This is a genomic window from Roseibium sp. (assembly GCF_965232425.1).
GTDB lineage: Bacteria > Pseudomonadota > Alphaproteobacteria > Rhizobiales > Stappiaceae > Roseibium.
Genome location: NZ_OZ246971.1, coordinates 5,548,790 through 5,572,927, shown reverse-complemented (window position 1 = coordinate 5,572,927; position 24,138 = coordinate 5,548,790). Strand labels below are relative to the sequence as shown.

Below are 24,138 nucleotides of genomic sequence, written 5' to 3'. Positions count from 1 at the left end.
GGCGGAGACTTGGGTTGGAGCTACTGAGCGCCGTGGGGCGTGCTCAATTTGTCCATGACCTGATCGAGCGAGAAGCTCGCCGCTTTCTGGCGCGGCGGAAACTCCTGGAACGTCGCCAGGAACTCACCCACATATTGCTGGGCCGGAACCAGGAGATAAGCTCGGTCGATCAGCCAGTCATAGTAGGTGTTCGACGTCTGATAGGACCGCTCATACGGATCCCGGCGCAGGTTGAAGATCAACGGAACGCGCAATGCCGTGAACGGTTCGATCCAGGCACGGAAGGTCTTGTAAGCCTTCTGCTCCATGAAGATCATTTTCCAGTCGTTGTAGCGAAGGGCCGTGAGGTCGCCATCATCCGAGAAATAGAAGATTTCCCTGCGTGGACCTTCATCAGCTTCGCCGAGCAGGACGGGCAGGAAATTGTAACCGTCCAGATGGACCTTGTATTCCCGGCCGATCGCCTGGACGCCGCCTTCCTTCAGCTGTTCCTTGATATCCGGCACACCGGCGGCCGCCAGGTAGGTCGGCAGCCAGTCCATGTGGTGCATGATCTCGTTGGAAATGGAACCGGCTTCGATCTTGCCGGGCCAGCGCACCATGGAGGGCACACGCCATCCGCCTTCCCAGTTGGTGTTCTTTTCGCCGAAGAACGGTGTCGCTGCCGCATCGGGCCACGTGTTGTAGTGCGGGCCGTTGTCCGTCGAATAATGAACAATGGTGTTGTCGGCGATGCCGAGTTCATCCAGGAGGTCGAGAAGCTGACCGACCTGCATGTCGTGCTCGATCATACCGGCGGTGTATTCATCAACATTGCGCCCGGCGATCTGGTTTGCCTGCTCGCGCATTTCCGGTTTCACGTGGGTGCGGAAATGCATGCGCGTACCGTTCCACCAGACATAGAACGGTTGACCTTGCTCGTTGGCGCGCTTGATGAAGTCGATTGCGGCGGTAATCGTTTCCTCGTCGACCGTCTCCATGCGCTTCTTGGTCAGCGGGCCGGTATCTTCTATGGAACCGTCCGCAGACGACTTGATCACGCCGCGCGGGCCGAAGGTTTCGCGGAAGGTCCGTCCGTCGGCCATGACCGCATCACCCGGGTAGTCCTCGTTTTCCGGCTCCTCTTCTGCATTCAGGTGGTAGAGATTGCCGAAGAACTCGTCGAAGCCGTGGTTGGTGGGGAGGTGCTCATCCTTGTCGCCCAGATGGTTCTTGCCGAACTGACCGGTCACATAGCCCTGCGCCTTGAGGAGACCGGCGATTGTCGGGTCCTCTTCCTGCATGCCCAGATCAGCGCCGGGGAGGCCGACCTTGGACAGGCCCGTGCGGAAAACGCTCTGGCCCATGATGTAGGAGGACCGGCCTGCCGTGCAGGATTGTTCGCCGTAATAGTCGGTGAACATCATGCCTTCCTTGGCGACGCGGTCGATATTCGGCGTCTGGTATCCCATGAGACCGAATGTGTATGCGGAAATATTGGACTGCCCGACGTCATCTCCCCAGATGACGAGAATATTGGGCTTGTCTTCCGACTGCGCCAAAGCCGGCGCAAAATCCGCCAGTGCAAGCGCGCCGAAAGCGCAAACGGCCAGTCTGGCCGCCTTCAAATTATGCCTGAATTTCATGACTCATTCCTTCCCCTGCGCATTCTCAGCGTGTCAAAAAAGTGAAACACGCCAATGCCTTGGTGATCGGCAGAACAATCAGAAAATGAATTTTCCGCAGCGTCAATGATTGCAGCGGATTAATCTGGCCCGCATGCCAATAATCAGTCGCCGAACGCCAAGCAAATTAATGTTGGAGAAGGTGGATGGTCTCTGCCGCGCGAACGTGCGGAGATGGACAATGTCTATTTTACCGAGGTTGCGGAATTTTTTTCTGCGCGCTCGCGTCAAATCGGTCCTTCGATCGCGCCTGCAGGAATCGTCTGACCGGTCGAGGTGCCACATTCCGGCGCATGGCAAAGGCTCACGCAGCGGCAAGAATATGAACGTCAGCAGACCAAGCGTGGTTAAGTCTCGGTTCTGTAGAATGGATTCAATTCAAAATATGGCGAAATTAATCATAAAATAAGGAGAATGATCGTTATTCATTGATTGCTTGCAGGCCAAATTGAACAAAAATTTGCGTGAATAAATTCAACGCGCAGCCAAACCAATACTTAGGTATCGGTTTCTGTGTGGGTCATGATATTTTTGTCAGTATTATCCTTGCAACTTTTGCAAAGTAAAAGGTACTTTGTTCGCCAGACTGGGAGGAAACAGTCTCATGAACATCAGTGCCAAGAAGCAGGAACCCGTTCAGATCCGTTCGATCCTGGTGATTGACGATCACCCTCTGTATTGCGATGCACTTGCATCCACACTGGAGCGGCTCTTCAAGTCCCGAACGGTCAAAAAGGCGAATTCCCTTCAGGATGGGTTGCGGCAGGTCAATTCGCGCCTGCGCCCCGATCTGGTCATTCTGGACCTGAAACTTCCGGACGCCACCGGTATCAGCGGTTTCATGAAGGTGAAGAACCGGCTACCGGACGTACCCGTCCTCGTGATCTCCGCTGAATCCTCGGATGAGTCGGTGAGTGCGCTCATGTCGGCCGGCGCGGCCGGCTTCATTCCCAAGGACGCATCGGTCACCGTTTTGCAGGAAGCGCTTTTTGAGATCCGGGAAGGGCTTCGCTTTTTCCCACCCGGTTTCACTCCGACGAAGAGATCGGCGCAATCGGATCTGACGTCCCAGGAGATCGCCCAGAAGATCGCCGACCTCACGCCGCAGCAGAACCGCATCATGAAACTGATCTGCGCGGGCAAGCCGAACAAGCAAATCGCCTACGAAATGTCGCTCGCCGAGGCGACCGTGAAAGCGCATATCACGGCCCTGTTGCGGCGGTTGAATGTCAGCAATCGCACGCAGGCAGCCGTCATGGTCAAGAGTGTCAGTCTCGACGGCGCGCCACCGATACCCGAAGCTGATGCGAGGGCGATGCTGAGCTGACCGGGATGACGGTTCTACTGGAAAAAAGGCTCGACAAGCCGAAGGCGGTGCAGATCGGCGTGTCGCATGCAACCTCGGAGGAGGACGCGGTGCGGGAAGCCATTGCGGACTTCAACACCGACGCAATCTGCTTCGTCCTATTTTTCATGCCAGATCATCTTGATCCGGAGAAGGTTTCGAACGAGTTCGCACGGCAGATGTCGTCTGCGACAGTCTTCGGCTGTTCGACGGCGGGCCAGATTACGGCACAGGGCTACGAAAAGGACGCATTGCTGGTCATGGCCTTTCCAAGGCGCCACTTCCGCTGTTCCTCCGCGCTCATCGAGCCGCTGAAGCCCCTGTCGATCGAGCGGACTGCGAACCGGGCCAGGGTGCTCGCGGAAAGGTTTCCAAGAACCGGCAACTGGAGGACCGTGGCACTTGTCATCGCCGACGGCATGTCCAAGCAGGAGGATCTGCTCGTCGCGGCCCTCAATGCCGGCTTGGGGGAAATCCCGGTATTCGGGGGGTCGGCTGGAAACGGCCTCGCTTTCGGTGAAACCTACGTGTCCCACGGGGGGCACGCCCACAGGAACGCTGCGCTTGTTCTTCTCATAGAGACCGACCTGTCCTTCAGGGGCATCGGTTTCAATCATTTCCAGCCCACCAGCCGGCAGATGGTCGTGACGCGCGCGGTGCCGGAAGAAAGGCTTGTGCTGGACATAAACGGTGTCCCGGCCGCACGCGAATATGCGCGGTACGTGAACTGCCCGGTGGAGCAACTTTCGCCGCAGGTGTTCGCGGAGAACCCCGTCCTGATCAGAAGCGGACAGAGCTGGCATGTGCGCGCCATACAGCAGGTAGAAGAGGGCGGCGGCCTCTGGTTTCTGTCCGCGATCGACGACGGACTGGTTCTCACGCTCGGACAGGGAAGAGAAATCCTGCAAACGCTGGATTCAGGGCTCGATCATTTTCGCGAACGCAACCAGAAGCCTGACTTCATCATCGGTTTCGACTGCTATCTGCGCAGGCTCGAAATTGAGCAGAAGAACCTCACGGCTGATGTTTCGGCAATCCTGCGCGAGAACCACGTCTTCGGTTTCAACACCTATGGTGAGCAACATCTGGGTGTGCACGTGAACCAGACGTTCATAGGGGTCGCCTTCTTTCCGCCAAGCGACGGAGCACTCTATTGATCGATCCGAGCGAACCCCTTGAGACCCAACTCGAGCGCCAGGGCAAGATCATCGAGGCGCTCATGCAACGGGCTGCCCGCGAAAACGATGTCGGCCGGTCCGCGTACTCCCTGTTTCAGTCTGCGATCGCGCTTCAGGGTGAGGTTTGGGAGAAGACGAAACATCTCGAACAGGTTCTGGACACGCTCGGACAGGCGAGCAACCGGCTCAAAAATTCCGAATTCGCCCTGGAACAGACCGAACGCAATCTGGCCGACGCGCTGGACGCGATGGAAGGTGGCTTTGCGCTCTTCACCGGGGATGCGCTTGAGATCTGCAACGCACAGTTCAGGAACATGGTGCCCGGCATCTGCGAGAAGATCGTCACCGGGATCAGCATCGCCGACTATTTCGAAGCACTTGATGGCTGTCCGCAGGTCATAACGAAAGGCGCGTCGCTGAACAAGGCAAGCGCCGGCAACACCCGCGACGATGCCGGATCCGCGAAATATCCTTCCGTGTTCGGCCTGAAGAACGACCGCTGGTTCCAGATCACGCAAAAGCGTACGTCACCGAGAAAAACGGCGCTGCTCTCGACGGAGATCACCAATATCGTTCTGCAGAACCGTATCGAGAAAGACCAGCTGATCGACAAGCAGTCGGTTTTCTTGAAGGCGGCATTCGAACACATATCGCAAGGGGTATGCACCTTTTCGCCGTCAGGTTCCCTGATCCTGCGGAACGAGCGCTTCCGCAAGCTTCTGCGTCTTCCGGTAACGCTGGTCCGGAAGGGCACGCCACTCGGCCAGATCCTTGCCTTCTTTGCACGCCACGAACTGGCAGCTGAAACGGGTGCAAGCATCGAGGAGGAATTCCTTGCCGCGATCGCGCCGGACCGGGAAGGCATAGACCGCAAGGTCAGGCTGACCTCGGGCGACATACTGAACATCGGCATTCACCGTCTCCCCGACACCGGACTCATCATGAATGTCATCGACTTCACCGCCGAAGCGCAGATGACGGACGTGCTGGAAAAAAGAGTTGGCGAGCGTACGCGCGAGCTTACGGAAGCCAATGAGCGTCTGCAGCGCCAGCACGAAGAGCAGATCCGGATAGATGACCAGCTGCGCCAGGCCAAGGAGCGCGCGGAAGAGGCCGTATCTTCGAAAACCAGGTTCTTTGCGGCCGCAAGCCATGATCTGCTGCAGCCCGTGAACGCGGCAAAACTTCTCATTTCCACGATGACCGAAAGCACGTCGGAAAAGGTGGTTGCGGAAACGGTCTCCCGCCTTGAGCGCTCATTCAAGTCGATCGAGTCCCTGCTTCATGCATTGCTGGACATCTCCAGACTGGACTCCACGGGCACGGAACTCAGCCTCAGCACATTCAACATCGGAGAGCTGCTTTCGACGGTTCAGCGGGACTGCCGCCAGCTTGCCGAGGAGAAGGGTATCAGACTTGATATCGTCCCGAGCAGCATCTGGGTCAGAAGCGACCAGCGCTATCTCGTCCGGTCCGTGCAGAACCTGATCGTAAACGGCATTCAGTACACGCAGGAGGGCCGCGTGCTGGCCGGGTGCAGGCGCAAGGGACCGAACGTCGTCATAGAAGTCTGGGATACGGGCATCGGTATATCCAAGAAGGATCAGAAGCGCATTTTCAACGAGTTCACCAGAGCCGCGCCCGACAGTGCCGGGGTCGGTATGGGGCTCGGGCTGTCGATCGTGGATCGCGCCTGCCGTAGATTAAACCATTCCGTCAACGTGCGTTCGAAACCGGGGGTTGGATCCGTCTTTTCGATTTCGATACCTATCTGCGATGCGCCGGCGGTGACCGAAAACAGTGAAAACACGGCCTTGCCGCGGGTCCCGGGCGCCATGGATGTCATCGTCCTGATCGTGGAAAACAACCCGGACGTGATGTTCGCGACGGCCCGGCAAATCGAGTCCTGGGGAGGCAGCGTTCTGACGGCCGCGTCCACGAAGGAGGCGCTCACCTGCGTGCGCGAACTCGGCATGCCGCCGGACATCATTCTGGCCGACTACCAGCTTGACGGGGACGACAACGGTATAAAGACAATCGTCGAATTGAGACGCGCGACAAAAACCGACATTCCCGCGATCATGATCACGGCAAACCGCGAAGAGGATCTTGCCGAACAGAGCAGGGCGCATGGCTTCACGATCCTGACCAAGCCTGTCGAGCTTTCGAGACTGAGGCCTTTGATCGACTGGGAGACGAGACAACTGAACGCCGGCTGAGCCGCCCGGCCCTTGGTTCGCGGGGCAGGACACAGGGAATACAGACAAATGTCTGTGCTGACTTATGCGGCGGCACACGTAGAATCTGAACGCATGGCTACACGACATATTGACACCCTGAAGGCCGCGACAGGACAGCGTCCGGTTGCGACTGGCCTGTTGACGCTCGCACTCCTGAGCGCGGCGGTGTCTCCGGGTTTTGCCGCGGGGACCCACGAGCTCTTGTTCCGGGAAGGAACGCTCGACACCGTTTCCGACAAGGTGACCCTTGAATACCGGCGCGACGTGTCGGCACCCGGCAGCCGGCCGCTCGAGCAGAAAAACACCGGACCGATCAGCTTGCAACTGACCACCGATGACATGGCTGAAATCCATTTCGGTGCGCAAGGAGACCGCAGACGCGTCGGTGCGTTTCCGGCCAGCGTCGGCAATCCGCTTATCATGTATTTCCTGGAAACCGTGGTCAGGGACCTGTCCGGACTTGCCGGGGGCAGTCCTTACTACATGCGCAACCGGATCAAGGCGGAACTCCTAAAAGAACACCCTGTGCAGCAGGTGACCGTACAATTGGGAGATCGCCGGGTCGCGGCGCAGTCGGTCGTGCTCTATCCATTCCGGAATGATCCGGCCAGCGACAGGATGCGGGGGATCGAGACCCTGGCTCTGTCCGTGACGGTCTCCGGCGAAATCCCCGGCTGGTACTACGCGTTGAAGGCTGAAACGAGCGAAGAACGCGGCACGCGTTCAGCGCTTCCGGATACCTTGCCCGCCTATAGCAGTACGATCCTTTTTCAGGGCCTGGAGGGTCAAGAATGAGCGCTGACATCCACGCGTCTGCCGGCGGGCAGGTCCAACCGCGTCGGCATCTGGTCTTTTCGTTGGCTCTTCTGGGTGCACTTGCCGTGACCGGTACCGTGCGCGCTCAAGCGGATAGGGGGTTGCAGCACCTGAACGACTACCCGACCGAGGCGCGTGCCGAATACGTGTTTGCCTGCATGGCCACCAACGGACAGAGCAGCGATGTTCTGCGCCGGTGTTCCTGCTCGGTCGACATCATCGCGACCATCATTTCCTATGAGCGATACGTCGAAGCGGAGACGGTTTTGTCTCTGCAGCTTGTGGGCGGCGAGCGCATGTCCCTGTTCCGCACGGCGGCGAGCGCGAAGAAACTGGTCTCCGATCTCAGACGGGCCCAGGCCGAAGCCGATATCCGCTGTTTCTAGCGCGCGTGCAACCGCTCTGGGCCGGACGTTCTACTCGGCCGCATGCAAAGCTCCATCGATGGAACCAACTGGGCATTTCTGCTTAGCTCTGTCTGTCCTTGGGAACGGTCTTTTCCCACTCGTTGCCTTCGGTGTCCTCCGCCCGGATCACCAGGTCGTCGGTGCCGTTGTCCGTGTACTGGAACCGGATCACGGGATTTTCGGACAGGGAAATACCACCTTCGACCGTAAACAGCGTTTCATCGCCCTGTCGCACTTCAATGAAATTGACAAAATGCGCGGAAATGAACAGCTGCGTGACCTGATCGCGTTGCAAACCGGAATAGTTGGGGTGCCGGATCATGATCTGGGCCTCGCGCCGGTTGGTCGATTTGTCGACCGCAGGCGTAAAGTGCTTCGCCCGGATCTGACCCATCTGCGACATGGCAAGTTCAGGCGATTTGGTGGCCGGTGCCGAGCAGCCTCCCGAGGCTTTGACGAAGCGTCCCGCCATGACCGGGCCGTCCGGCGTGTCGGCGACGACCCGGACATTGGAATACTGATTGACGCGAACCCTGATTTCCATGTCGATCGGGTGCATCGAGTCGCTGAAGGTGAGTTCCGCGGCCACCGGTGCCGGGTTTTCGTCAATGACCAGAAGGGCCTTGCCGATCGATGGCGAATTCGGCGAGGACTGGCGGATCACGATCGGGACCGTGGCCGCGTCATGCGCGCGGTAGGGCGCATCGAGCTCTACGATCCCGTTGGCAGGTTTCGGCAACGTGTCACCGACGATATCGCCCCGCAGCTCGTTCCAGCTGCCTTCGGGCTGCAAAGGATTTCTTATCCCGTCTGTATCCGCAACCGCAAAACTTGCAGAAAGCAAAACCTGCAAGCCGATAAAGATCGCGGTTGATCCGGAAACAGCGGCTTGCAGAAAAAAGTTTGGTTGTCTTGTCATTTTCCAGGTCTCTCCCGTCGACCCGTCAAGAACACGCCCGCAGGATTCTGCCGACTACTCGCTTGACGCGCACCAGACTGCGGTTTCTCGATTTCCGGCATCTCGGAAATATTAGCATCTTTGCGGTGTCACCAAAATCAATCCTTTGGGATGTATTGCGGCGATCTTCGCCAGTTGAAAAACTGGGTGCCGACGATCAATTCAGCCGGAAAATCCGGACAGGGATGCGGCGCAGATGTATGAAATTCTGATCAGTTTGTGCCTGCTCGAAGATCCGGGCGTTTGCCGTCAGCAGCTTCTTCCCGGTCACGAAACACGGACGGAACAAGAATGCGTCGAGCGCAAGGACAACCTGTCTGCCGGTGCCTTTTCGTTCGACGAAACGAAATATCGGACGACCGGCGCTGTTTGTGCATTCTCCGATGCCGGTCTGCCACTGCAGCAAGTCGCGGAAGGCATCTACGTGCATACCGGAGCGGTTGCGGAGCCAGATCACGTCAATGGAGGCGACATCGCCAATCTCGGCTTCGTTGTCGGTGAGGAGTCCATTGCCGTTATCGATGCAGGCGGATCCCGTGCTGTCGGAGAAGCGTTTTACCGGGCAATCCGTTCCGTCAGTTCGTTGCCGATTTCACATCTTGTCCTGACCCATGTCCACCCGGATCATCTGTTCGGGGCGTCGGTCTTTGCCGAAGCCGGTGCAACGGTCATCGGCCATCCAAATCTTGAAAGAGCCCTCAGGGACAGGGAAGAAAGCTACTTGTTGACCTTCGAAACCGACGTTGGGAAACCCGGGTTTCTCGGAACGGACACGGATTTTACCGCATCTTTTCAGAGTGAAATCGACCTTGGAGGACGCGTCCTTGAACTGGTTTCCTGGCCGGTTGCCCATTCGACGACCGATCTCACCGTTTGGGACAGTTCGACGGAGACATTGTTCGCTGGTGATCTTGTGTTCGACCGGCACATTCCCGTGCTCGATGGATCATTGAAAGGTTGGCTGCAGACCCTTGATCAAATTGAGGAAATGGGTCCGGCAAAAGTCGTGCCCGGTCATGGTGCCCCTGTTATGGCCTCCGCCGCGGCGATTGCGCCGGTCCGCGCCTATCTCGAGCTTGTAAACACGGACACGCGCGCGTCGCTGGAAGCCGGCGAACGCATGAGCGATGCGGTCGGGACCATCGGTCTTGCGCAAGGGGGGCAGTGGGAGCTTTTCGAAGTCTATAACGCCCGCAACGCAACGGTCGCCTTTACCGAGCTTGAATGGGAATGACATTCGCACCTTAGCTGGATCAGCACCCTAACGCGCATATTTCAAAAGCAACTGGGCAATGGCATAGAGGCGTTTTTCGATCAGGACCGGGGTCTCGCAGACATATGTCAGCGACCTTGTCCGGTCGCGGAACACCCGTTCGTCCCAATCCAGCTGCTCCTCGAGGCGGTCAATCCTGTCGAAATCCGGATCGGTGGTTTCTTCGATGTCCCGCATTTCCGATCGCGTGGTTTCGATCCTCTCCGACAAGGCTATCTGTTTCATGGAGTATTGTTCAATGCCGTTGATGATATCGCGGCGTGTCTTTCCAAGCGTGGTGAAAATCTCTGCAAAGATGAACAGCATGGTTTGCGGGTCGGCGAATTCGGTATCTTCCGAAAAAGACTTTACCGCGTCTTCCGCCTCTGCCAGCGACACGCGGCGCAACGAAAGCAGCGCAACAAGATCTTGAGCCTGTGAAGGAAGAGGGCGGCGCGCGTCCAGGTCGAAACCGTCAGGCAGCGCCTGGTTCCACATGAGTCCTATGGACAGCTCCTGAACCTTTCGCTGCTGGCAGGGCCATGTGGGATCATCGAATGTGGCCGCCTGCACGTTTCCCATGGCGAAAACGGCGGAAAGTAGTGATGAAATAAAAAATGTCCCTATTTTCGCACTATATTTCATGTTCTGCGTCCTCGCTCGTATTCATTCTAATCGAGGCAGAAATTTTGTCTATACGCCGAAACACACACTAAGGTCGCAATTGTCTCAAAAGGGCTTGGGAATATAGTCGCTGGTACAGTCGGACGCTTCAATATTTCCGGCACGGAGACTATGTATGGAAACTCGTGCAGCAGTTGCAGTTGCCGCCGGAAAACCGCTTGAGGTGACCACGGTCAATCTGGAGGGTCCGCGTGCCTTCGAGGTGCTTGTGGAGGTGAAGGCCACGGGCATTTGCCACACCGACGAGTTCACGCTGTCCGGCGCTGATCCGGAAGGTCTGTTTCCGGCGATCCTGGGTCACGAAGGCGCCGGTGTCGTTGTGGAAGTGGGGCCGGGGGTCACCACGCTGAAACCGGGCGACCATGTCATTCCGCTCTATACGCCCGAGTGCCGCAACTGCGAATACTGCCTCAACCCGAAGACCAATCTGTGCCAGGCGATCCGCTCCACCCAGGGGCAGGGGCTGATGCCGGACGGCTCGTCCCGCTTCACCACGCTCGATGGCGATCCGATCCTGCACTACATGGGCACCTCGACCTTCGCCAACTACACGGTTGTGCCGGAGATCGCGCTGGCCAAGATCCGGCCCGACGCGCCCTTTGACAAGGTTTGCTACATCGGCTGCGGCGTGACCACCGGCATCGGTGCGGTGATCAACACGGCCAAGGTGGAGGAAGGCTCGCGCGCCATCGTCTTCGGCCTCGGCGGCATCGGCCTGAACGTGATCCAGGGTCTGCGCCTTGCCGGCGCGGACCAGATTGTCGGCGTCGACCTGAACCCGGCCAAGGTGGAGATGGCAACGCGTTTCGGCATGACCGATTTCGTCAACCCGAGCGAAGTGGAGGGAGATCTCGTTCCGTATCTGGTCGATCTGACCAAGGGCGGTGCGGACTACACCTTCGATGCGACGGGCAATGTGAGTGTCATGCGGGCAGCGCTTGAATCGGCGCACAAGGGCTGGGGCGAGAGCATCATCATCGGCGTGGCTCCGGCCGGGGCCGAGATTGCCACGCGTCCGTTCCAGCTGGTGACGGGCCGGTCCTGGCGCGGCACGGCCTTCGGTGGCGCGCGCGGGCGCACGGACGTGCCGAAGATCGTCGACTGGTACATGGACGGCAAGATCGAGATCGATCCGATGATCACCCACACCATGCCGCTCGAGGACATCAACAAGGGCTTCGATCTCATGCATGCGGGCGAATCCATCCGCTCCGTCGTTCTTTACTAGGTAGCCAAGCCATGGAAACCCTTGCCGAAAGCAAATGTTTTGGCGGCGTGCAGACGGTTTACAAACACCAGTCCGCAGCCTGTTGCTGCCAGATGACATTTGCGATCTTTCTGCCTCCCCAGGCAGCGGAAAGGGCGGTGCCCTGCCTGTGGTACCTCTCGGGACTGACGTGCACGCACGAGAACGCCATGACCAAGGCCGGTCTTCAGGCACACGCGGCAAAACACGGCGTGGCACTCATTTTTCCCGACACCAGCCCCCGCGGCGAAGGCGTCGCCGATGATGAAGCCTACGATCTCGGTCAGGGGGCCGGGTTTTACGTCAATGCGACGAAGTCCCCCTGGAAGACGCATTTCCGGATGTACGACTATGTCGTGAAGGAACTGCGCGAACTGGCGCAAATTTCCTTCCCGCTCAGCGAGCGGCACGGGATCACCGGCCATTCGATGGGCGGCCACGGCGCGTTGACCATCGCATTGCGCAATCCCGGGCTCTATCGATCCGTATCCGCGTTCGCTCCGATTACAAACCCGACCCAGTCCGCCTGGGGCCGCAAGCAGCTCACGGCGTATCTGGGCGACGATGAGGCCGCGTGGGCCGACTATGACGCCACGATCCTGCTGCGCGAGCGTGGCTGGAACGGCGACATCCTGATTGACCAGGGTGCCGACGATCAATTCGTCAATCTGCTCAGACCGCAGGCGTTCGCCGGCGTGGTGACCGAAACCTGTCAGCCGGCCGTGATCCGCATGCAGAAACGCTACGATCACTCCTACTTCTTCGTTTCGACGTTCGGCGGCGATCACATCGCCTGGCACGCCGAACGGCTGAAGAGCCAGTCCCACCAACAGGAAAACGGCAAGGGGACCGCATGAGAACACCGGTCGCATCACGGCGAAGCCTGTCTCTTTTCGCTCTTTCCTTCCTCTGGGCCTTGCATCCGGCAAATGCCCTGGAACCGGGTGACCCGGTCAAGGGCGAGAAGGTTTTTCGCAAATGCAAGGCCTGTCATGCGGTCGGTGTGGACGCGGCCGTGAAGACGGGCCCGGTTCTGAACGGTGTCGTTGGTGGCGCCGCGGCAAATCAGGCGGGTTTCAAATACTCCAAGGCGCTGCGGGAAGCCGCAGATCAGGACCAGCTGGTTTGGACCGTCGAGAACCTGGACGTCTTTCTGACCAAGCCGAAGAAGTTTCTGCCCGGCACCAAAATGAGCTTTGCGGGGCTTCGCAAGGACAAGGACCGGCAGGACATCGTCGCTTACCTGGCGACGTTCGAAGAAGAGGGAGGGAACTGAGACCAACAGTGGAACAGACGGCTTGTCTGGCCGCCGTATCGGACCCGGGCGCCTGCAGTCGCGCACCCCGGCAACCCGAACGGCCGTCGGTGATGGCCTGACGCATGAAATGCCCCAGTCTCGCTACGGGAGGAAGACATGAGACACATACTCATATCCGCAGCTGTGCTGGCTTTAGGAGCCGGGACAGCCCACGCAGATGCGAATCTGCAGAAAATGATGGACGACCCGAACCAATGGGTCATTCAAACGGGTGATTACAAGAACCAGCGCTTTTCCAAGCTGGACCAGATCAACAAGGACAACGTGAAGGACCTCCAGGTCGCCTGGACGTTTTCCACTGGTGTGCTGCGCGGACATGAAGGCTCGCCGCTTGTCATCGACAACGTGATGTATGTGCATACGCCTTTCCCGAACACGGTCTATGCCCTCGATCTCGACAACGACGGCAAGATCATCTGGAAATACGAACCGAAGCAGAATTCCGACGTCATTGCCGTGATGTGCTGTGACACGGTCTATCGCGGCGTTGCCTATGCCGACGGCAAGATCTTCCTTCACCAGGCCGACACGAAACTGGTCGCCCTCGACTCCAAGACGGGTGAAGAAGTCTGGAGCGTCGTCAATGGCGATCCTTCGGTGGGCGAAACCAATACCGCGACCGTCATGCCCGTGAAGGATAAGGTCCTGGTCGGCATTTCCGGCGGTGAGTTCGGGGTTCGCGGATCCGTGACCGCCTACAACATCAAGGACGGTTCTCTTGCATGGCGGGCCTATTCCATGGGTCCTGACAGCGACATTCTGGTCGATCCCGAAAAGACCATGCATCTCGGCAAGCCGGTCGGCAAGGACAGCGGCCTCAACACCTGGGAAGGCGATCAGTGGAAGATCGGCGGAGGCACCACGTGGGGCTGGTATTCCTATGATGCCGACGAAAACCTGATGTACTACGGCACCGGCAACCCGTCGACCTGGAACCCGGCGCAGCGTCCCGGCGACAACCGCTGGTCCATGACAATCATGGCCCGCGACGTCGACACCGGTGTGGCGCGCTGGTTCTACCAGATGACGCCGCATGACGAATGGGACTACGACGGGGTCAATGAAATGATCCTGACGGAGCAGGAATTCGGCGGGGAAACGCGCAAACTCCTGACCCACTTCGACAGGAACGGCTTCGGTTACACGCTGGATCGCGTGACGGGCGAACTTCTGGTCGCGGAAAAGTTCGATCCCAAGGTCAACTGGGCGACGGAAGTGGTCATGGATCCGAATTCGGACCAGTACGGCCGGCCGCAGGTTGTTGCGCAATACTCGACCAAGCAAAATGGCGAAGATGTCAACACGACGGGCATCTGTCCTGCTGCGCTCGGGTCCAAGGACCAGCAGCCGGCGTCCTACTCGCCGGAAACCGGACTTTTCTACGTTCCGACCAACCACGTCTGCATGGACTATGAACCGTTTCGCGTCAGCTACACGGCAGGTCAACCCTATGTCGGCGCAACCCTGTCCATGTATCCAGCGGGTGACAGCCATGGCGGCATGGGCAACTTCATTGCCTGGGACAACGAAAAGGGCGAGATCGTCTGGTCGATTCCGGAACAGTTCTCGGTCTGGTCCGGTGCCCTCGCAACTTCCGGAGACATTGTCTTCTACGGCACGCTTGAAGGCTATCTGAAGGCCGTGGACGCCAAGACCGGTGAAGAGCTGTACAAGTTCAAGACACCGTCCGGGATCATCGGCAACGTGATGACCTATACCCACAACGGCAAGCAATACGTCGCCGTGCTGTCCGGGATCGGAGGCTGGGCCGGTATTGGACTTGCAGCCGGATTGACCAACCCGAATGAAGGGCTTGGCGCGGTCGGCGGGTATGCCGCGTTGAGTGACTATACCGCTCTCGGCGGTCAGCTGACGGTCTTCGCGCTCCCGAACTGATCGCCATCCTGATGCCTTGGGCCGGCGCGGATTTTCGCGCCGGCCTTCGCCGAAATCCAAGCGAAACGTCGCCGGAACCAGGATCCCCAGGGCGGATCCGAAGCCATCCGGCGAGCCAGCCCCGAAGGACAGTTGATGCGCACGAACACTCTTACCGGCATCCTGGCGGCAGCGGCCTGCATGTTGACGACGGCAACTGCCTCGAACGGCGAGAATGTCGTTGACGACGCCCTTGTTGCGGTCGCGTATGAAGAAGGTGGCCGGTACTTCACGGATGATGACATTCCGACCTACAAGATCCAGGAGGACGGAACCGTCGACTGGCTGACCTATTCGGGCTTTCGCCGCTATCACTCCGAATGTCACGTCTGCCACGGACCCGAAGGAGAGGGGTCGACCTACGCGCCTGCCTTGAAGGTCTCCGCCATCGAGATGGACTACTACGACTTTGTCGATGTGGTCACGAATGGACGGAAGAAAGTCAACGCCTCCGCGAATTCCGTCATGCCGGCATTCGGAACCAATCCGAACGTCATGTGTTACCTCGACGACATTTACGTCTATCTGAAAGCACGCGGCACCGATGTCGTGGCGCGCGGCAGACCGAGCAAGAAAGAAGCGAAGTCGGATGACATCCGGGAGCAGGAAAATGCCTGCCTCGGGTAACGGGCGAGGGCAGGTGGCACCAGACCGGTGGATGAACAGGCTCGCCGCACTTCTGGCCGCTTTTGTCGCAGTGCCGGCTGTATCGCTTCAAGGCACCGTTGACCGTGCCTTTGCACAGACGTCGGATCTTGTGTCCTCGTCCGAGTTCCGCGTGTGCGCCGACCCTGCGAACTTGCCCCTGTCGCACGAATCCGGATCGGGTTACGAAAACCGGCTGGCGGAACTGTTCGCCGGGAAACTCGAGCGTCCGGTTGCCTATACATGGTTTCCGATGGCAACCGGCTTCGTGCGCAACACGCTCAGAGCGAACCGCTGCGACGTGATCATGGGATACGCGCAAGGGCATGAACTGGTTCTGAACACCAACCATTACATGACCTCGGCCTACGCCCTGATCGTGCCGAAGGACAGCACACTTTCCGACGTGAAAACGCTTTCCGACGCTGCCCTGAAAGGCAAGCGTCTCGGCGTTGTCGCTGGATCGCCGCCTGCGTCACACCTGGCTCGAAACGGTCTGATCGCAAAGGCGAAACCCTATAACCTCTTCGTTGACCGCAGGGTGGAGTCACCCGCCGTCGACATGCTTGACGACCTGAGGGCGGGGACCATCGACGCGGCGGTGCTTTGGGGCCCGATCGGAGGGCCTCTAGTAAAGTCGGATTTCCCGGAATTCCAGCTCACACCTCTGCTGCAGGAGGAAAATCCGCCGCGCCTGTTTTTCCGCATCACAATGGGGGTCAGGCCGGGTGAGAAGGTGTGGCAACGCAAGCTCAACTCCCTCATTCGCAGAAACAGAACCGAAATCAACGCCATTCTTCTGGACGCCGGTGTGCCGCTGCTGGATGACATGGGAACGCAGACCCTGAAGGGAGACTGACATGGGTTTCGCGGCCGCTTCTCCGAGGATCGGCGGTATAAGCTACGGTCTGGCCATTCTCGTCCTGGCACTTCTCGTGACACCGCTTTCGGCGCAGGACATCGCTGAGCCGGAAGGCTATCGGGGCAAACCCTACCGGGCACCTGTGCCGGGCACATTGGCCGGCGCCACGGTTCTATCGACGGACCAGGCCCACCGGATATGGAAGAGCGGGGAGGCGCGTTTCATCGACGTGTTGCCGCGGCTTCCCAAACCCGCAAAACTGCCGGAAGGAACCGTCTGGCGCGACAAGCCGCGCGACAGCATCCCAGGAAGCATATGGCTGCCGAACGTGGGGTATCAGACAATCCCGGAAATTGATGCGGTCTATTTCAGGCAGGGACTTGAGGCTGTAACGGCAGGCGACAAGTCGCGACCGGTGGTGATCTTTTGCCAGGCAGACTGCTGGATGTCCTGGAACGCGGCGAAACGGGCCGTCGAATATGGCTACACGGACATCCACTGGTATCCGGACGGCACGGATGGCTGGCAGGCGGCAGGCTATCAGCTTGAACGGGTTGAACCGGAAGAGCGACCCGATTGATCGAATTTGGCCATGTGACGTTGACTGTATTGAGGGACTGCGCGCACCAACCTCCAGAACGCACCGACGAAAGCGATCGGGGCAGTATGGAACGTCGGTCTAGACCTTACCTAATCCCGGAAGACGCCGTTTTTCAGAATGTAGGTCATGCCCCGTCGCCAGGACGTATCGGTGTTCGATCGCACATCGACAGCCATTGCGCGCAGGATCTCTCCCGTCCGGACATCCTTCACGGACAGGTTCATCGAGACGATGAGGTTCGAAATCTTGTGGACGGAACCGGCCACGGCATAGTCGGCACCAAGCGTTTGGCCAAACCGGATATCGCAGCCGTAGCACTGGCCCGGATTGGCAATGTTCGCGAGTTTGTTCTCGATCGGCGCCAGGTCCACAAGCATCAGACCTTCGTCCACGAACCTCTTTGACACGAGACGTTCGACCAGCGCCAGCCGCTCGGTTTCGTCCGCGCGTACGCCGTTGTAGGCGCCTTCGGTAGACATATCCACGAAGCCGAGCCCCAGAAACGCAACCTTTGCGCCTGGTCGCAGGCCTTCGGCTGACGCGACGGATGTCATCGCAATGCACGTCAAAGCTGCAATGAACTCTCTCATCGTGTCAGCATACGACGATAAAAATGCACGACAATCGATCCTAAAGTATCGATTTTGCGACGGTAATTTCTTTGGCAAAATCTATAAAAGCAGGGATCGGACCGTTTCATGATACGCTCTTTGATTGTAGCTGCCACTTGCTGCTTCGGTTTCGCGACCGGCCTCCTCAGTCATGCAATCCCGAGCTCGGCATGGGCGCTTGATATCAATGTCGGGGTCCTGCGCGTCGATTATCCGGTCCTGGCGCCCGTCTCCCGTTTTGACCGAAAACCCGACAATCTGGGGTTTGCGGGTGCCCAGCTCGGAAACCAGGACAACGAAACGACCGGGTCCTTTCTGGGACACAGCTTTTCCTTCGAAACAAGGCCCACGACACCGGAGAACCTTGAAGCCGACGCCGCGGGCCTGGTCGAAGCCGGGTTCAGGATCATCGTTGTTCTGGGCCGGGGGGAGGACGTGCTGACGGTCTCCGATAAAGCCGGACCCGAGGCCCTTGTCTTCAACGCCGCAGCCCCCGAGGTCGAACTGAGGGAAGAGAGCTGCCGTCCCAACCTGCTTCATGTCGCGCCAAGCCGGGCCATGCTCGCCGACGCGCTCGCACAGTTTCTGGTCTGGAAGAAATGGACCCGCTGGCTGCTGATTTCCGGATCCAATCCGGACGATCAGCGGCTTGCCGACGCCTATCGTCGCTCCGCAATGAAATTCGGCGCTGAGATTGTTGAAGAACGTGTGTTCGAGGACACGGGCGGATCGCGCAGATCCGACAGTGGTCATGTCCTGGTGCAGCGCCAGATACCCGTTTTCACGCAGGAAACAAGGGACCACAACGTCGTGGTCGCCGTTGATGAAAGCGACGTGTTTGCGCTTTATCTGCCTTTCCACGCCTGGACGCCGCGCCCGGTTGCCGGATCGGGCGGCCTGCGGCCCGTGAGCTTCCATGCCGCGCATGAAGCCTGGGGCGCGACGCAGTTCCAGAGGCGGTTCGAGAAACAGAACGGCAGGTACGTGCACCCGGAAGACTACAATGTCTGGGTCGCGTTTCGCGTCATCGGTGAAGCCGTCGCCCGGTCTTCCAGTGACAATGCGGCCGTTCTTCGGGACTACATCCTGAGCGACGCTTTCGAACTGGCAGCGTTCAAGGGGCAAAAGGTGACCTTCCGCTCCTGGAACGGTCAGCTCCGGCAACCCGTCCTGCTGACCGACAGCAAGATCACGGTCAGCGTTTCACCCCAGGAAGGATTTTTGCACCACCGCTCGCCCCTCGACAGCCTGGGGATCGATGAAGCGGAAAGCGCCTGTTCGGCCTTCGGAAACTGACGCGAATGGAGGAATGACACCATGAACCGGATGCAGTCCCTGGCTGGACGATACGGCCTGATGGCCGGTGTCTTCCTGCTCTCGCAAACGATGCTGCCGTCTTCCCCGGCGCTTGCCAACAAGGTCTATGTAAGCAACGAGAAGGGAAACACGGTCACCGTGATCGACAGCGAAACCTGGGAGCCGATCACCGAATTTCCGGCCGGCAACAGGCCGAGAGGCATCGGCATCAGCCCCGGTGGCGACCACCTTTATGTTTGCGCGTCCGACGACGATACCATCAAGGTATTCGACGCCCAAACCTACGAGTTCCTGTGGTCCTTGCCCTCCGGACCCGATCCGGAGTTGTTCGTGATCAGCCCGGACGGCAGCAAACTCTACGTGTCCAACGAGGACGACAATCTGGTCACCGTCGTGGATACGGAAAAAAGAACGATCGTCGCCGAAGTGCCCGTTGGCGTCGAGCCGGAAGGGATGGCGATCAGTCCGGATGTCCGCTTCGTGGTCAACACTTCCGAAACGACCAACATGGCCCATTTCATCGCGACGGAAGACTACCAGATCAAGCACAACATCCTGGTTGATCAGCGACCGCGTTATGCGCGTTTTACCAATGACGGCAGGACGCTCTACGTCAGTTCTGAGATCGGCGGCACGGTGTCCGTCATCGACATGCTTGGTGAAACCGGTCCGGAACTGACCGGAAAGATCAGCTTCGAGGTTTCCGGTGTCCAGCCGGAATGGCTGCAGCCGGTCGGCATGCGGATCACATCTGACAACAAATGGCTGTTCGTGGCATTGGGCCCGGCCAACCGGGTCGCGGTCATCGATACCGCCAGCAATGAAGTGGTTCGATACGTCCTTGTCGGACAGCGCGTCTGGCAACTCGATTTCACGCCGGACGAAAAGTACCTGCTGACCACAAACGGCAACTCCAACGACATCACCGTCATCGATGTCGCCAGTCAGGAGGCAGTGAAATCCATCCAGGTCGGTCAACAGCCGTGGGGTGTTGTTGTTGCGCCCGACTGAGCGGCCAGGCCTGACACGCGGAAACCGGGAGAACACCATGAACCGTTTGAGAAATATCGTTGCAGGGTCCGCAACGTGGATGCGTGAGCGGTTGCTGCGGGGGCTCCCGGTGCATCTCGGCCTTTCCGGCGCCGGTCTTGCCGTCTGGTCCATGTTCGCAGGCGCTGCGTTTGCCTCGGACCAGCCCGTTCTGCGCGCTGCTGTTCTTAAAATCGGCACGGTCAACTGGGAACTGGACACCATCAAGCGCAATGGTTTTGACGCAGAATCCGGTTTTGAGCTGATTGTCCGGCCGTTCGCGGACAATGGCGCGACTCGGGTCGCACTTGAAGGAGGCGAGGCGGATGTCGCGGTTGCGGACTGGATCTGGGTTGCCAGACAGCGTGCCGCCGGCAAGGATTATGTTTTCATCCCGTACTCCAAGGCGGTCGGCGGGCTTGTCGTTCCGAAAGACAGCCCGGCAAGAAACCTGGCTGATCTCAAGGGACAGAAAATCGGCATTGCCGGTGGGCCTGTCGACAAAAGCTGGCTGATCCTGCAGGCCTATGCCCGGAAGGAATACGGCTTCGACCTTGCTGCGGAAACCGAACAGGTTTTCGGCGCCCCGCCACTCATTTTCAAGACGGCACTGCAGGGCGAAACAGCCGGCGCCATCAATTTCTGGCATTTCCTTGCCAAGATGAAGGCGTCCGGAATGCGCGAACTCGTTTCCGTCGAGACCGCCGCGACGTCACTCGGTCTGGATCCGGACATCCCGCTCCTGGGCTATGTCCTGAAGGAAAGTTATCTTCAGGAGAACCCGGCCATCGCCATTGCATTCTACAAGGCGTCACGCAAGGCCAAGGATTTGCTGGCAAACGACGACGCGGCCTGGGAGCCCTTGCGCCCGCGTATGAGTGCAAAAACAGACGCACAGTTCGAAACTCTCCGCCGTGACTTCAGGGCAGGCATTCCCGCGCCGGGGAACGTCAGCGAGGACGGTGCGGCCACGTTCTTCCTGTTGATGGCGCGCCTGGGTGGCGAGAAACTCGTCGGCAAGGCCCGCGAGCTTCCCGCCGGTCTCTTCGTTGAGCTTGAGTGATACAACGTGCCCGTCTCGCTCGTCCGCATGGTTTCCCTGGCCGCGTTTCTGGCGGCATGGACCCTGCTGGCGCGGATCAGCGGCGACCCGACGGTGCTTCCGTCGCCAGTTGACCTCCTGGCGCCGTTTTTTCAGGAAGTGATGTCAGGCGCGTTGTTCGAACACATGTCGGCAACAATTCTTCGCGTGATCGCGGCGTTCTGCATTGCCATGACGGCAGGCGTGTGTCTGGGACTGGTCATGGGCACCTACCCGGAGGTTGACCGGTGGCTGGACCCCTGGCTGGTCGTGTTCCTGAATTTGCCGGCGCTCGTGCTGATCGTCCTCTGCTATCTCTGGATCGGTCTGACGGATGTCGCTGCCGTCGCCGCGGTTGCGCTCAACAAGATACCCGGCGTGGTTGTCGTCCTTCGCGAGGGTGCGCGCGCGCTCGATCCGGACCTGAGAGCGATGGCACGCGTCTACAGGGTGAGGCGCGCGGCTTTTCTGCGCCATTTCGTTCTGCCGCAGCTTGCGCCCTACATCGCTGGCGCGGCCCGTTCCGGGCTCGCAGTCATCTGGAAGGTGGTGCTCGTTGTCGAGTTTCTGGGCCGGTCCAGCGGCATCGGATTCCAGATCCATCTCTATTTTCAGCTGTTCGACGTGACCATGGTTCTCGTCTACTCGCTGAGCTTCATCATCTTCATGCTGGCCGTCGAATGGGTGCTGCTGCAGCCCGCGGAAAGCAGGGCCAGGGCCTGGAGGCAGGCATGATCTGCGTCGACATAAAGGCCAAGAACTTTGGTGCATCGCGAATTCTGAAAAATGTTGCGTTCAAGGTGCCGAAAGGCGATTGCCTCGCAATCCTCGGAAAGTCGGGTGTCGGCAAATCAACGTTGTTGCGCCTCGTCGCCGGTCTCGACCAGGACTACGAAGGGACCGTCCGGCGCTCCGGGAGAATGGCCTTCGTTTTCCAGGAACCGACGCTGCTGCCATGGCGGACAGCGCTGGACAATATCCTGATCGTTCATCCTGAACTTTCGGAAACGTTCGCGCGTGACATGCTGGTGCATGTCGGTCTTGCCGAGAAGACAGATCTGTTTCCGAGGCAGATGTCGCTTGGCCAGCAGCGCCGGTTGTCGCTTGCACGTGCCTTTGCCGGCTGCCCGGAACTGCTGATCCTCGACGAACCGTTCGCCTCGCTCGACCGGAAAACCGCAGCTGCGATGATCGCATTGACGAAACGTCTGATCAGCGAAAACGCGCAGTCGACCTTGTTCGTCACCCACAGCAAGGACGAGGCGGACGAACTGGCCGACAGCACGCTGCTGCTTGCCGGCACACCCGCAACCGTCGTCAGGGACGGGACATTGTTTCAATATCAAAGGGAGAAAGCATCATGAAAAGACTCGTCGGACTGTCCATTGTCCTCAGCATCCTGGCGGCGCCCACCGTCGCTCACGAATTCGGTTTTGCCGGAATTCTCGACAAATCGAACCGCGAAGAATTGCCGGACCTCATCCTGTCTTCCGGCAAGCCGATCGCGGACGCGCCGCTCATTTTGAAATCAGGCACGATGTACGAGGTGGAAATCGTTTCAGACGGAAGTGCGGAGCTTGCGCTCGAAGGGCCCGGTTTCTTCCGGGCGATCTGGGTCAACGAGGTCGTGATCAACGGTCTCGAGGTTCGGCCCTTCGGATTGGAAAGCGTCGAGTTCGATGATGCCGGCACCATGGAAATCGAATTCCTGGCGATCAAGCCCGGCCGGTATTTCCTGCGCCAGCCCGGCTCCAAAGGCGAAAATCAGCGGGTCGAAATCACGATCCAGTGATGTTCCTATCAGTCAGGTGAAAGGACACTCGGGGAGCCGCAGCGACTATCTCTTCAAGGTGAGCCCGAGCGGAAGCGGAGACAAATCGACAACGTTCGTGTTTCGTAGATTGAGGTGTTTTAGAGGCAGGTTGCGCAGGGGTGTTATGTCGCTGACCTGCGTGCCACTAAGCCCCAGCCCCCACAGACGGGAAAGGTTCTCAAGTGGGGTAATGTCGGAAACTTGTGTACGGTCCAGCCATAGGATTTGCAGATCCGACAATTTATGAATCGGCATTATGTTAGACACGCTTGTCTTGCGAAGTTTGAGGGAAACCAATTTTGTAAGGTTCGCCACGGCTGAAATGTCCGAAAGTTTCGCATTTTCACTCAAGTTCAAACTTGTGAGGTCTCTTAAACCTGAGAGAGGAGAAAGATCTTTGATGTTGTTGGTGCGAAGGACTAACTTCTTGAGGCGCGGCAATGCTGAAACAAATTCGATGTCAGAAAGCACGGGTCTGCCTAGCTTGCCGGAAATCTCCAACCACTTTAGTTCGGGGAGCGCAGAGAGCACCGAAAAATCGGTTTCTCCTGAAATCTGAAGATTGACATGTTCCAACTGTTTGAGTTTTCGGAGGCTATCCTGGCCGACGATAGATTTGGAACTAACCAAAAGAACACGCAAGTTAGGAAACTTTGAGAGCGGTGTAAGGTCGATTGTCTCTCGCGGAGCCCAGAGGCGCAGCTCAACTAAATCTTCAAGATCTGATGTCAATTGCCCCATTGAAGATGCCGCATCGGCAGAGAGTTCAAGGCCATAAAGGCCTTTCATTGACTGAAGTGGTGATAGATCTATTTCGCCTTCGCGATATATGTAAAGACTGTGCACTGTTTCCAGATTTGACAGTGGAGCAAGGTCAAACGGTTCTTCAGGCGCGTCATCTGACAAGATTTCGAGTCGAGGCGTTCCATTACGGAGTGCTTGTGGCAATTCTGCAGCACTAATTTTGTCCACGCGATTGAAAATCGTTTTGCACCTGCCGTCGACGAATACTCCTGAACCGAAGAAATCCACGCAAATATCTTCCTTTTGAATCGTCTGCGAAACAGACAAAAATGGAAAAAATGCGGAAAAGACAAAAATTAATAAAAATTTAATTCTCATAAAAATGCTCACTA

24 protein-coding genes are annotated in these 24,138 nt (G+C 58.4%); 19 read left to right on the top strand and 5 right to left on the bottom strand.

The window, feature by feature from the left end; genetic code table 11:
- Positions 1-20: 20 nt before the first annotated feature.
- The gene (locus tag ACO08A_RS25515; protein WP_422038662.1) at positions 21-1,625 is read right to left on the bottom strand and encodes an arylsulfatase; all 1,605 of its coding nucleotides are present in this window, start codon (positions 1,623-1,625) and stop codon (positions 21-23) included.
- A 643-nt stretch (positions 1,626-2,268) separates the two neighbouring features.
- Between ACO08A_RS25515 and ACO08A_RS25510 the strand changes: the two genes are divergently transcribed.
- The 5 genes from ACO08A_RS25510 (at position 2,269) to ACO08A_RS25490 (ending at position 7,629) form a co-directional block, all read left to right on the top strand.
- Positions 2,269-2,991 (top strand): response regulator, encoded by a 723-nt coding sequence (locus tag ACO08A_RS25510; protein ID WP_422038661.1) that lies wholly within the window; start codon positions 2,269-2,271, stop codon positions 2,989-2,991.
- Between the two features lie 5 nt (positions 2,992-2,996).
- Positions 2,997-4,166, top strand: a complete 1,170-nt coding sequence (locus ACO08A_RS25505; RefSeq protein WP_422038660.1) for an FIST N-terminal domain-containing protein — start codon at positions 2,997-2,999, stop codon at positions 4,164-4,166.
- Complete coding sequence (locus ACO08A_RS25500) at positions 4,163-6,406, top strand: ATP-binding protein (RefSeq protein ID WP_422038658.1); 2,244 nt, start codon at positions 4,163-4,165, stop codon at positions 6,404-6,406. Before ACO08A_RS25505 ends, ACO08A_RS25500 begins: the two co-directional genes overlap by 4 nt.
- Before the next feature lie 93 nt (positions 6,407-6,499).
- Positions 6,500-7,222, top strand: a complete 723-nt coding sequence (locus ACO08A_RS25495; protein WP_422038657.1) for a hypothetical protein — start codon at positions 6,500-6,502, stop codon at positions 7,220-7,222.
- Complete coding sequence (locus ACO08A_RS25490) at positions 7,219-7,629, top strand: hypothetical protein (RefSeq protein ID WP_422038656.1); 411 nt, start codon at positions 7,219-7,221, stop codon at positions 7,627-7,629. Before ACO08A_RS25495 ends, ACO08A_RS25490 begins: the two co-directional genes overlap by 4 nt.
- 82 nt (positions 7,630-7,711) lie before the next feature.
- Here the strand turns inward: ACO08A_RS25490 and ACO08A_RS25485 are convergent, their stop codons facing one another.
- Positions 7,712-8,443, bottom strand: coding sequence for a quinoprotein dehydrogenase-associated SoxYZ-like carrier (locus ACO08A_RS25485; RefSeq protein WP_422038655.1), 732 nt, complete (start codon positions 8,441-8,443; stop codon positions 7,712-7,714).
- A gap of 361 nt (positions 8,444-8,804) precedes the next feature.
- Here ACO08A_RS25485 and ACO08A_RS25480 point away from each other — a divergent pair, with 361 nt between their 5' ends.
- Positions 8,805-9,842 (top strand): quinoprotein relay system zinc metallohydrolase 2, encoded by a 1,038-nt coding sequence (locus ACO08A_RS25480; RefSeq protein WP_422038653.1) that lies wholly within the window; start codon positions 8,805-8,807, stop codon positions 9,840-9,842.
- Between the two features lie 27 nt (positions 9,843-9,869).
- Here the strand turns inward: ACO08A_RS25480 and ACO08A_RS25475 are convergent, their stop codons facing one another.
- Entirely contained in the window at positions 9,870-10,442 is a 573-nt protein-coding gene (locus ACO08A_RS25475) for a hypothetical protein (protein WP_422038652.1), read from the bottom strand.
- Between the two features lie 217 nt (positions 10,443-10,659).
- Between ACO08A_RS25475 and ACO08A_RS25470 the strand changes: the two genes are divergently transcribed.
- The 7 genes from ACO08A_RS25470 to ACO08A_RS25440 all read left to right on the top strand — a co-directional run bounded on the left by ACO08A_RS25470 (position 10,660) and on the right by ACO08A_RS25440 (position 17,130).
- Complete coding sequence (locus ACO08A_RS25470) at positions 10,660-11,772, top strand: S-(hydroxymethyl)glutathione dehydrogenase/class III alcohol dehydrogenase (protein WP_422038651.1); 1,113 nt, start codon at positions 10,660-10,662, stop codon at positions 11,770-11,772.
- An 11-nt stretch (positions 11,773-11,783) separates the two neighbouring features.
- Complete coding sequence (gene fghA, locus ACO08A_RS25465) at positions 11,784-12,647, top strand: S-formylglutathione hydrolase (protein ID WP_422038650.1); 864 nt, start codon at positions 11,784-11,786, stop codon at positions 12,645-12,647.
- A complete protein-coding gene (locus tag ACO08A_RS25460; protein ID WP_422038649.1) occupies positions 12,644-13,066 on the top strand; it encodes a c-type cytochrome in 423 nt (140 codons plus the stop codon). The genes fghA and ACO08A_RS25460 overlap by 4 nt, the downstream gene beginning before the upstream one ends.
- Positions 13,067-13,204: 138 nt before the next feature.
- On the top strand, positions 13,205-15,004 hold the full coding sequence (gene xoxF5 / locus ACO08A_RS25455; RefSeq protein WP_422038648.1) for a lanthanide-dependent methanol dehydrogenase XoxF5: 1,800 nt from the start codon (positions 13,205-13,207) through the stop codon (positions 15,002-15,004).
- 180 nt (positions 15,005-15,184) lie between these two features.
- Positions 15,185-15,670 (top strand): c-type cytochrome, methanol metabolism-related, encoded by a 486-nt coding sequence (locus ACO08A_RS25450; RefSeq protein WP_422041816.1) that lies wholly within the window; start codon positions 15,185-15,187, stop codon positions 15,668-15,670.
- 31 nt (positions 15,671-15,701) lie between these two features.
- Positions 15,702-16,547 carry a substrate-binding domain-containing protein gene (locus ACO08A_RS25445; protein ID WP_422041815.1) on the top strand — a complete coding sequence of 282 codons (846 nt, stop codon included), beginning with the start codon at positions 15,702-15,704 and terminating at the stop codon, positions 16,545-16,547.
- 1 nt (position 16,548) lies between these two features.
- Positions 16,549-17,130: a PQQ-dependent catabolism-associated CXXCW motif protein gene (locus ACO08A_RS25440; protein ID WP_422038647.1), complete on the top strand. Its 582-nt coding sequence runs from the start codon at positions 16,549-16,551 to the stop codon at positions 17,128-17,130.
- A gap of 110 nt (positions 17,131-17,240) precedes the next feature.
- Here the strand turns inward: ACO08A_RS25440 and ACO08A_RS25435 are convergent, their stop codons facing one another.
- Positions 17,241-17,741 (bottom strand): DUF3280 domain-containing protein, encoded by a 501-nt coding sequence (locus tag ACO08A_RS25435; RefSeq protein ID WP_422038646.1) that lies wholly within the window; start codon positions 17,739-17,741, stop codon positions 17,241-17,243.
- Positions 17,742-17,849: 108 nt separating this feature from the next.
- Here ACO08A_RS25435 and ACO08A_RS25430 point away from each other — a divergent pair, with 108 nt between their 5' ends.
- The 6 genes from ACO08A_RS25430 to ACO08A_RS25405 all read left to right on the top strand — a co-directional run bounded on the left by ACO08A_RS25430 (position 17,850) and on the right by ACO08A_RS25405 (position 22,981).
- The gene (locus tag ACO08A_RS25430) at positions 17,850-19,058 is read left to right on the top strand and encodes an ABC transporter substrate-binding protein (protein ID WP_422038644.1); all 1,209 of its coding nucleotides are present in this window, start codon (positions 17,850-17,852) and stop codon (positions 19,056-19,058) included.
- Between the two features lie 30 nt (positions 19,059-19,088).
- Entirely contained in the window at positions 19,089-20,090 is a 1,002-nt protein-coding gene (locus ACO08A_RS25425) for a PQQ-dependent catabolism-associated beta-propeller protein (RefSeq protein ID WP_422041814.1), read from the top strand.
- Positions 20,091-20,241: 151 nt separating this feature from the next.
- Positions 20,242-21,171 carry an ABC transporter substrate-binding protein gene (locus ACO08A_RS25420; protein WP_422041813.1) on the top strand — a complete coding sequence of 310 codons (930 nt, stop codon included), beginning with the start codon at positions 20,242-20,244 and terminating at the stop codon, positions 21,169-21,171.
- Between the two features lie 27 nt (positions 21,172-21,198).
- A complete protein-coding gene (locus ACO08A_RS25415; RefSeq protein ID WP_422041812.1) occupies positions 21,199-21,924 on the top strand; it encodes an ABC transporter permease in 726 nt (241 codons plus the stop codon).
- Positions 21,921-22,553, top strand: coding sequence for an ABC transporter ATP-binding protein (locus ACO08A_RS25410; protein ID WP_422038643.1), 633 nt, complete (start codon positions 21,921-21,923; stop codon positions 22,551-22,553). The genes ACO08A_RS25415 and ACO08A_RS25410 overlap by 4 nt, the downstream gene beginning before the upstream one ends.
- The gene (locus ACO08A_RS25405) at positions 22,550-22,981 is read left to right on the top strand and encodes a hypothetical protein (protein WP_422038642.1); all 432 of its coding nucleotides are present in this window, start codon (positions 22,550-22,552) and stop codon (positions 22,979-22,981) included. The genes ACO08A_RS25410 and ACO08A_RS25405 overlap by 4 nt, the downstream gene beginning before the upstream one ends.
- 45 nt (positions 22,982-23,026) lie before the next feature.
- On the opposite strand, the gene ACO08A_RS25400 is transcribed toward ACO08A_RS25405, so the two are convergent.
- On the bottom strand, positions 23,027-24,124 hold the full coding sequence (locus tag ACO08A_RS25400; protein WP_422038641.1) for a leucine-rich repeat domain-containing protein: 1,098 nt from the start codon (positions 24,122-24,124) through the stop codon (positions 23,027-23,029).
- Between the last annotated feature and the right edge of the window lie 14 nt (positions 24,125-24,138).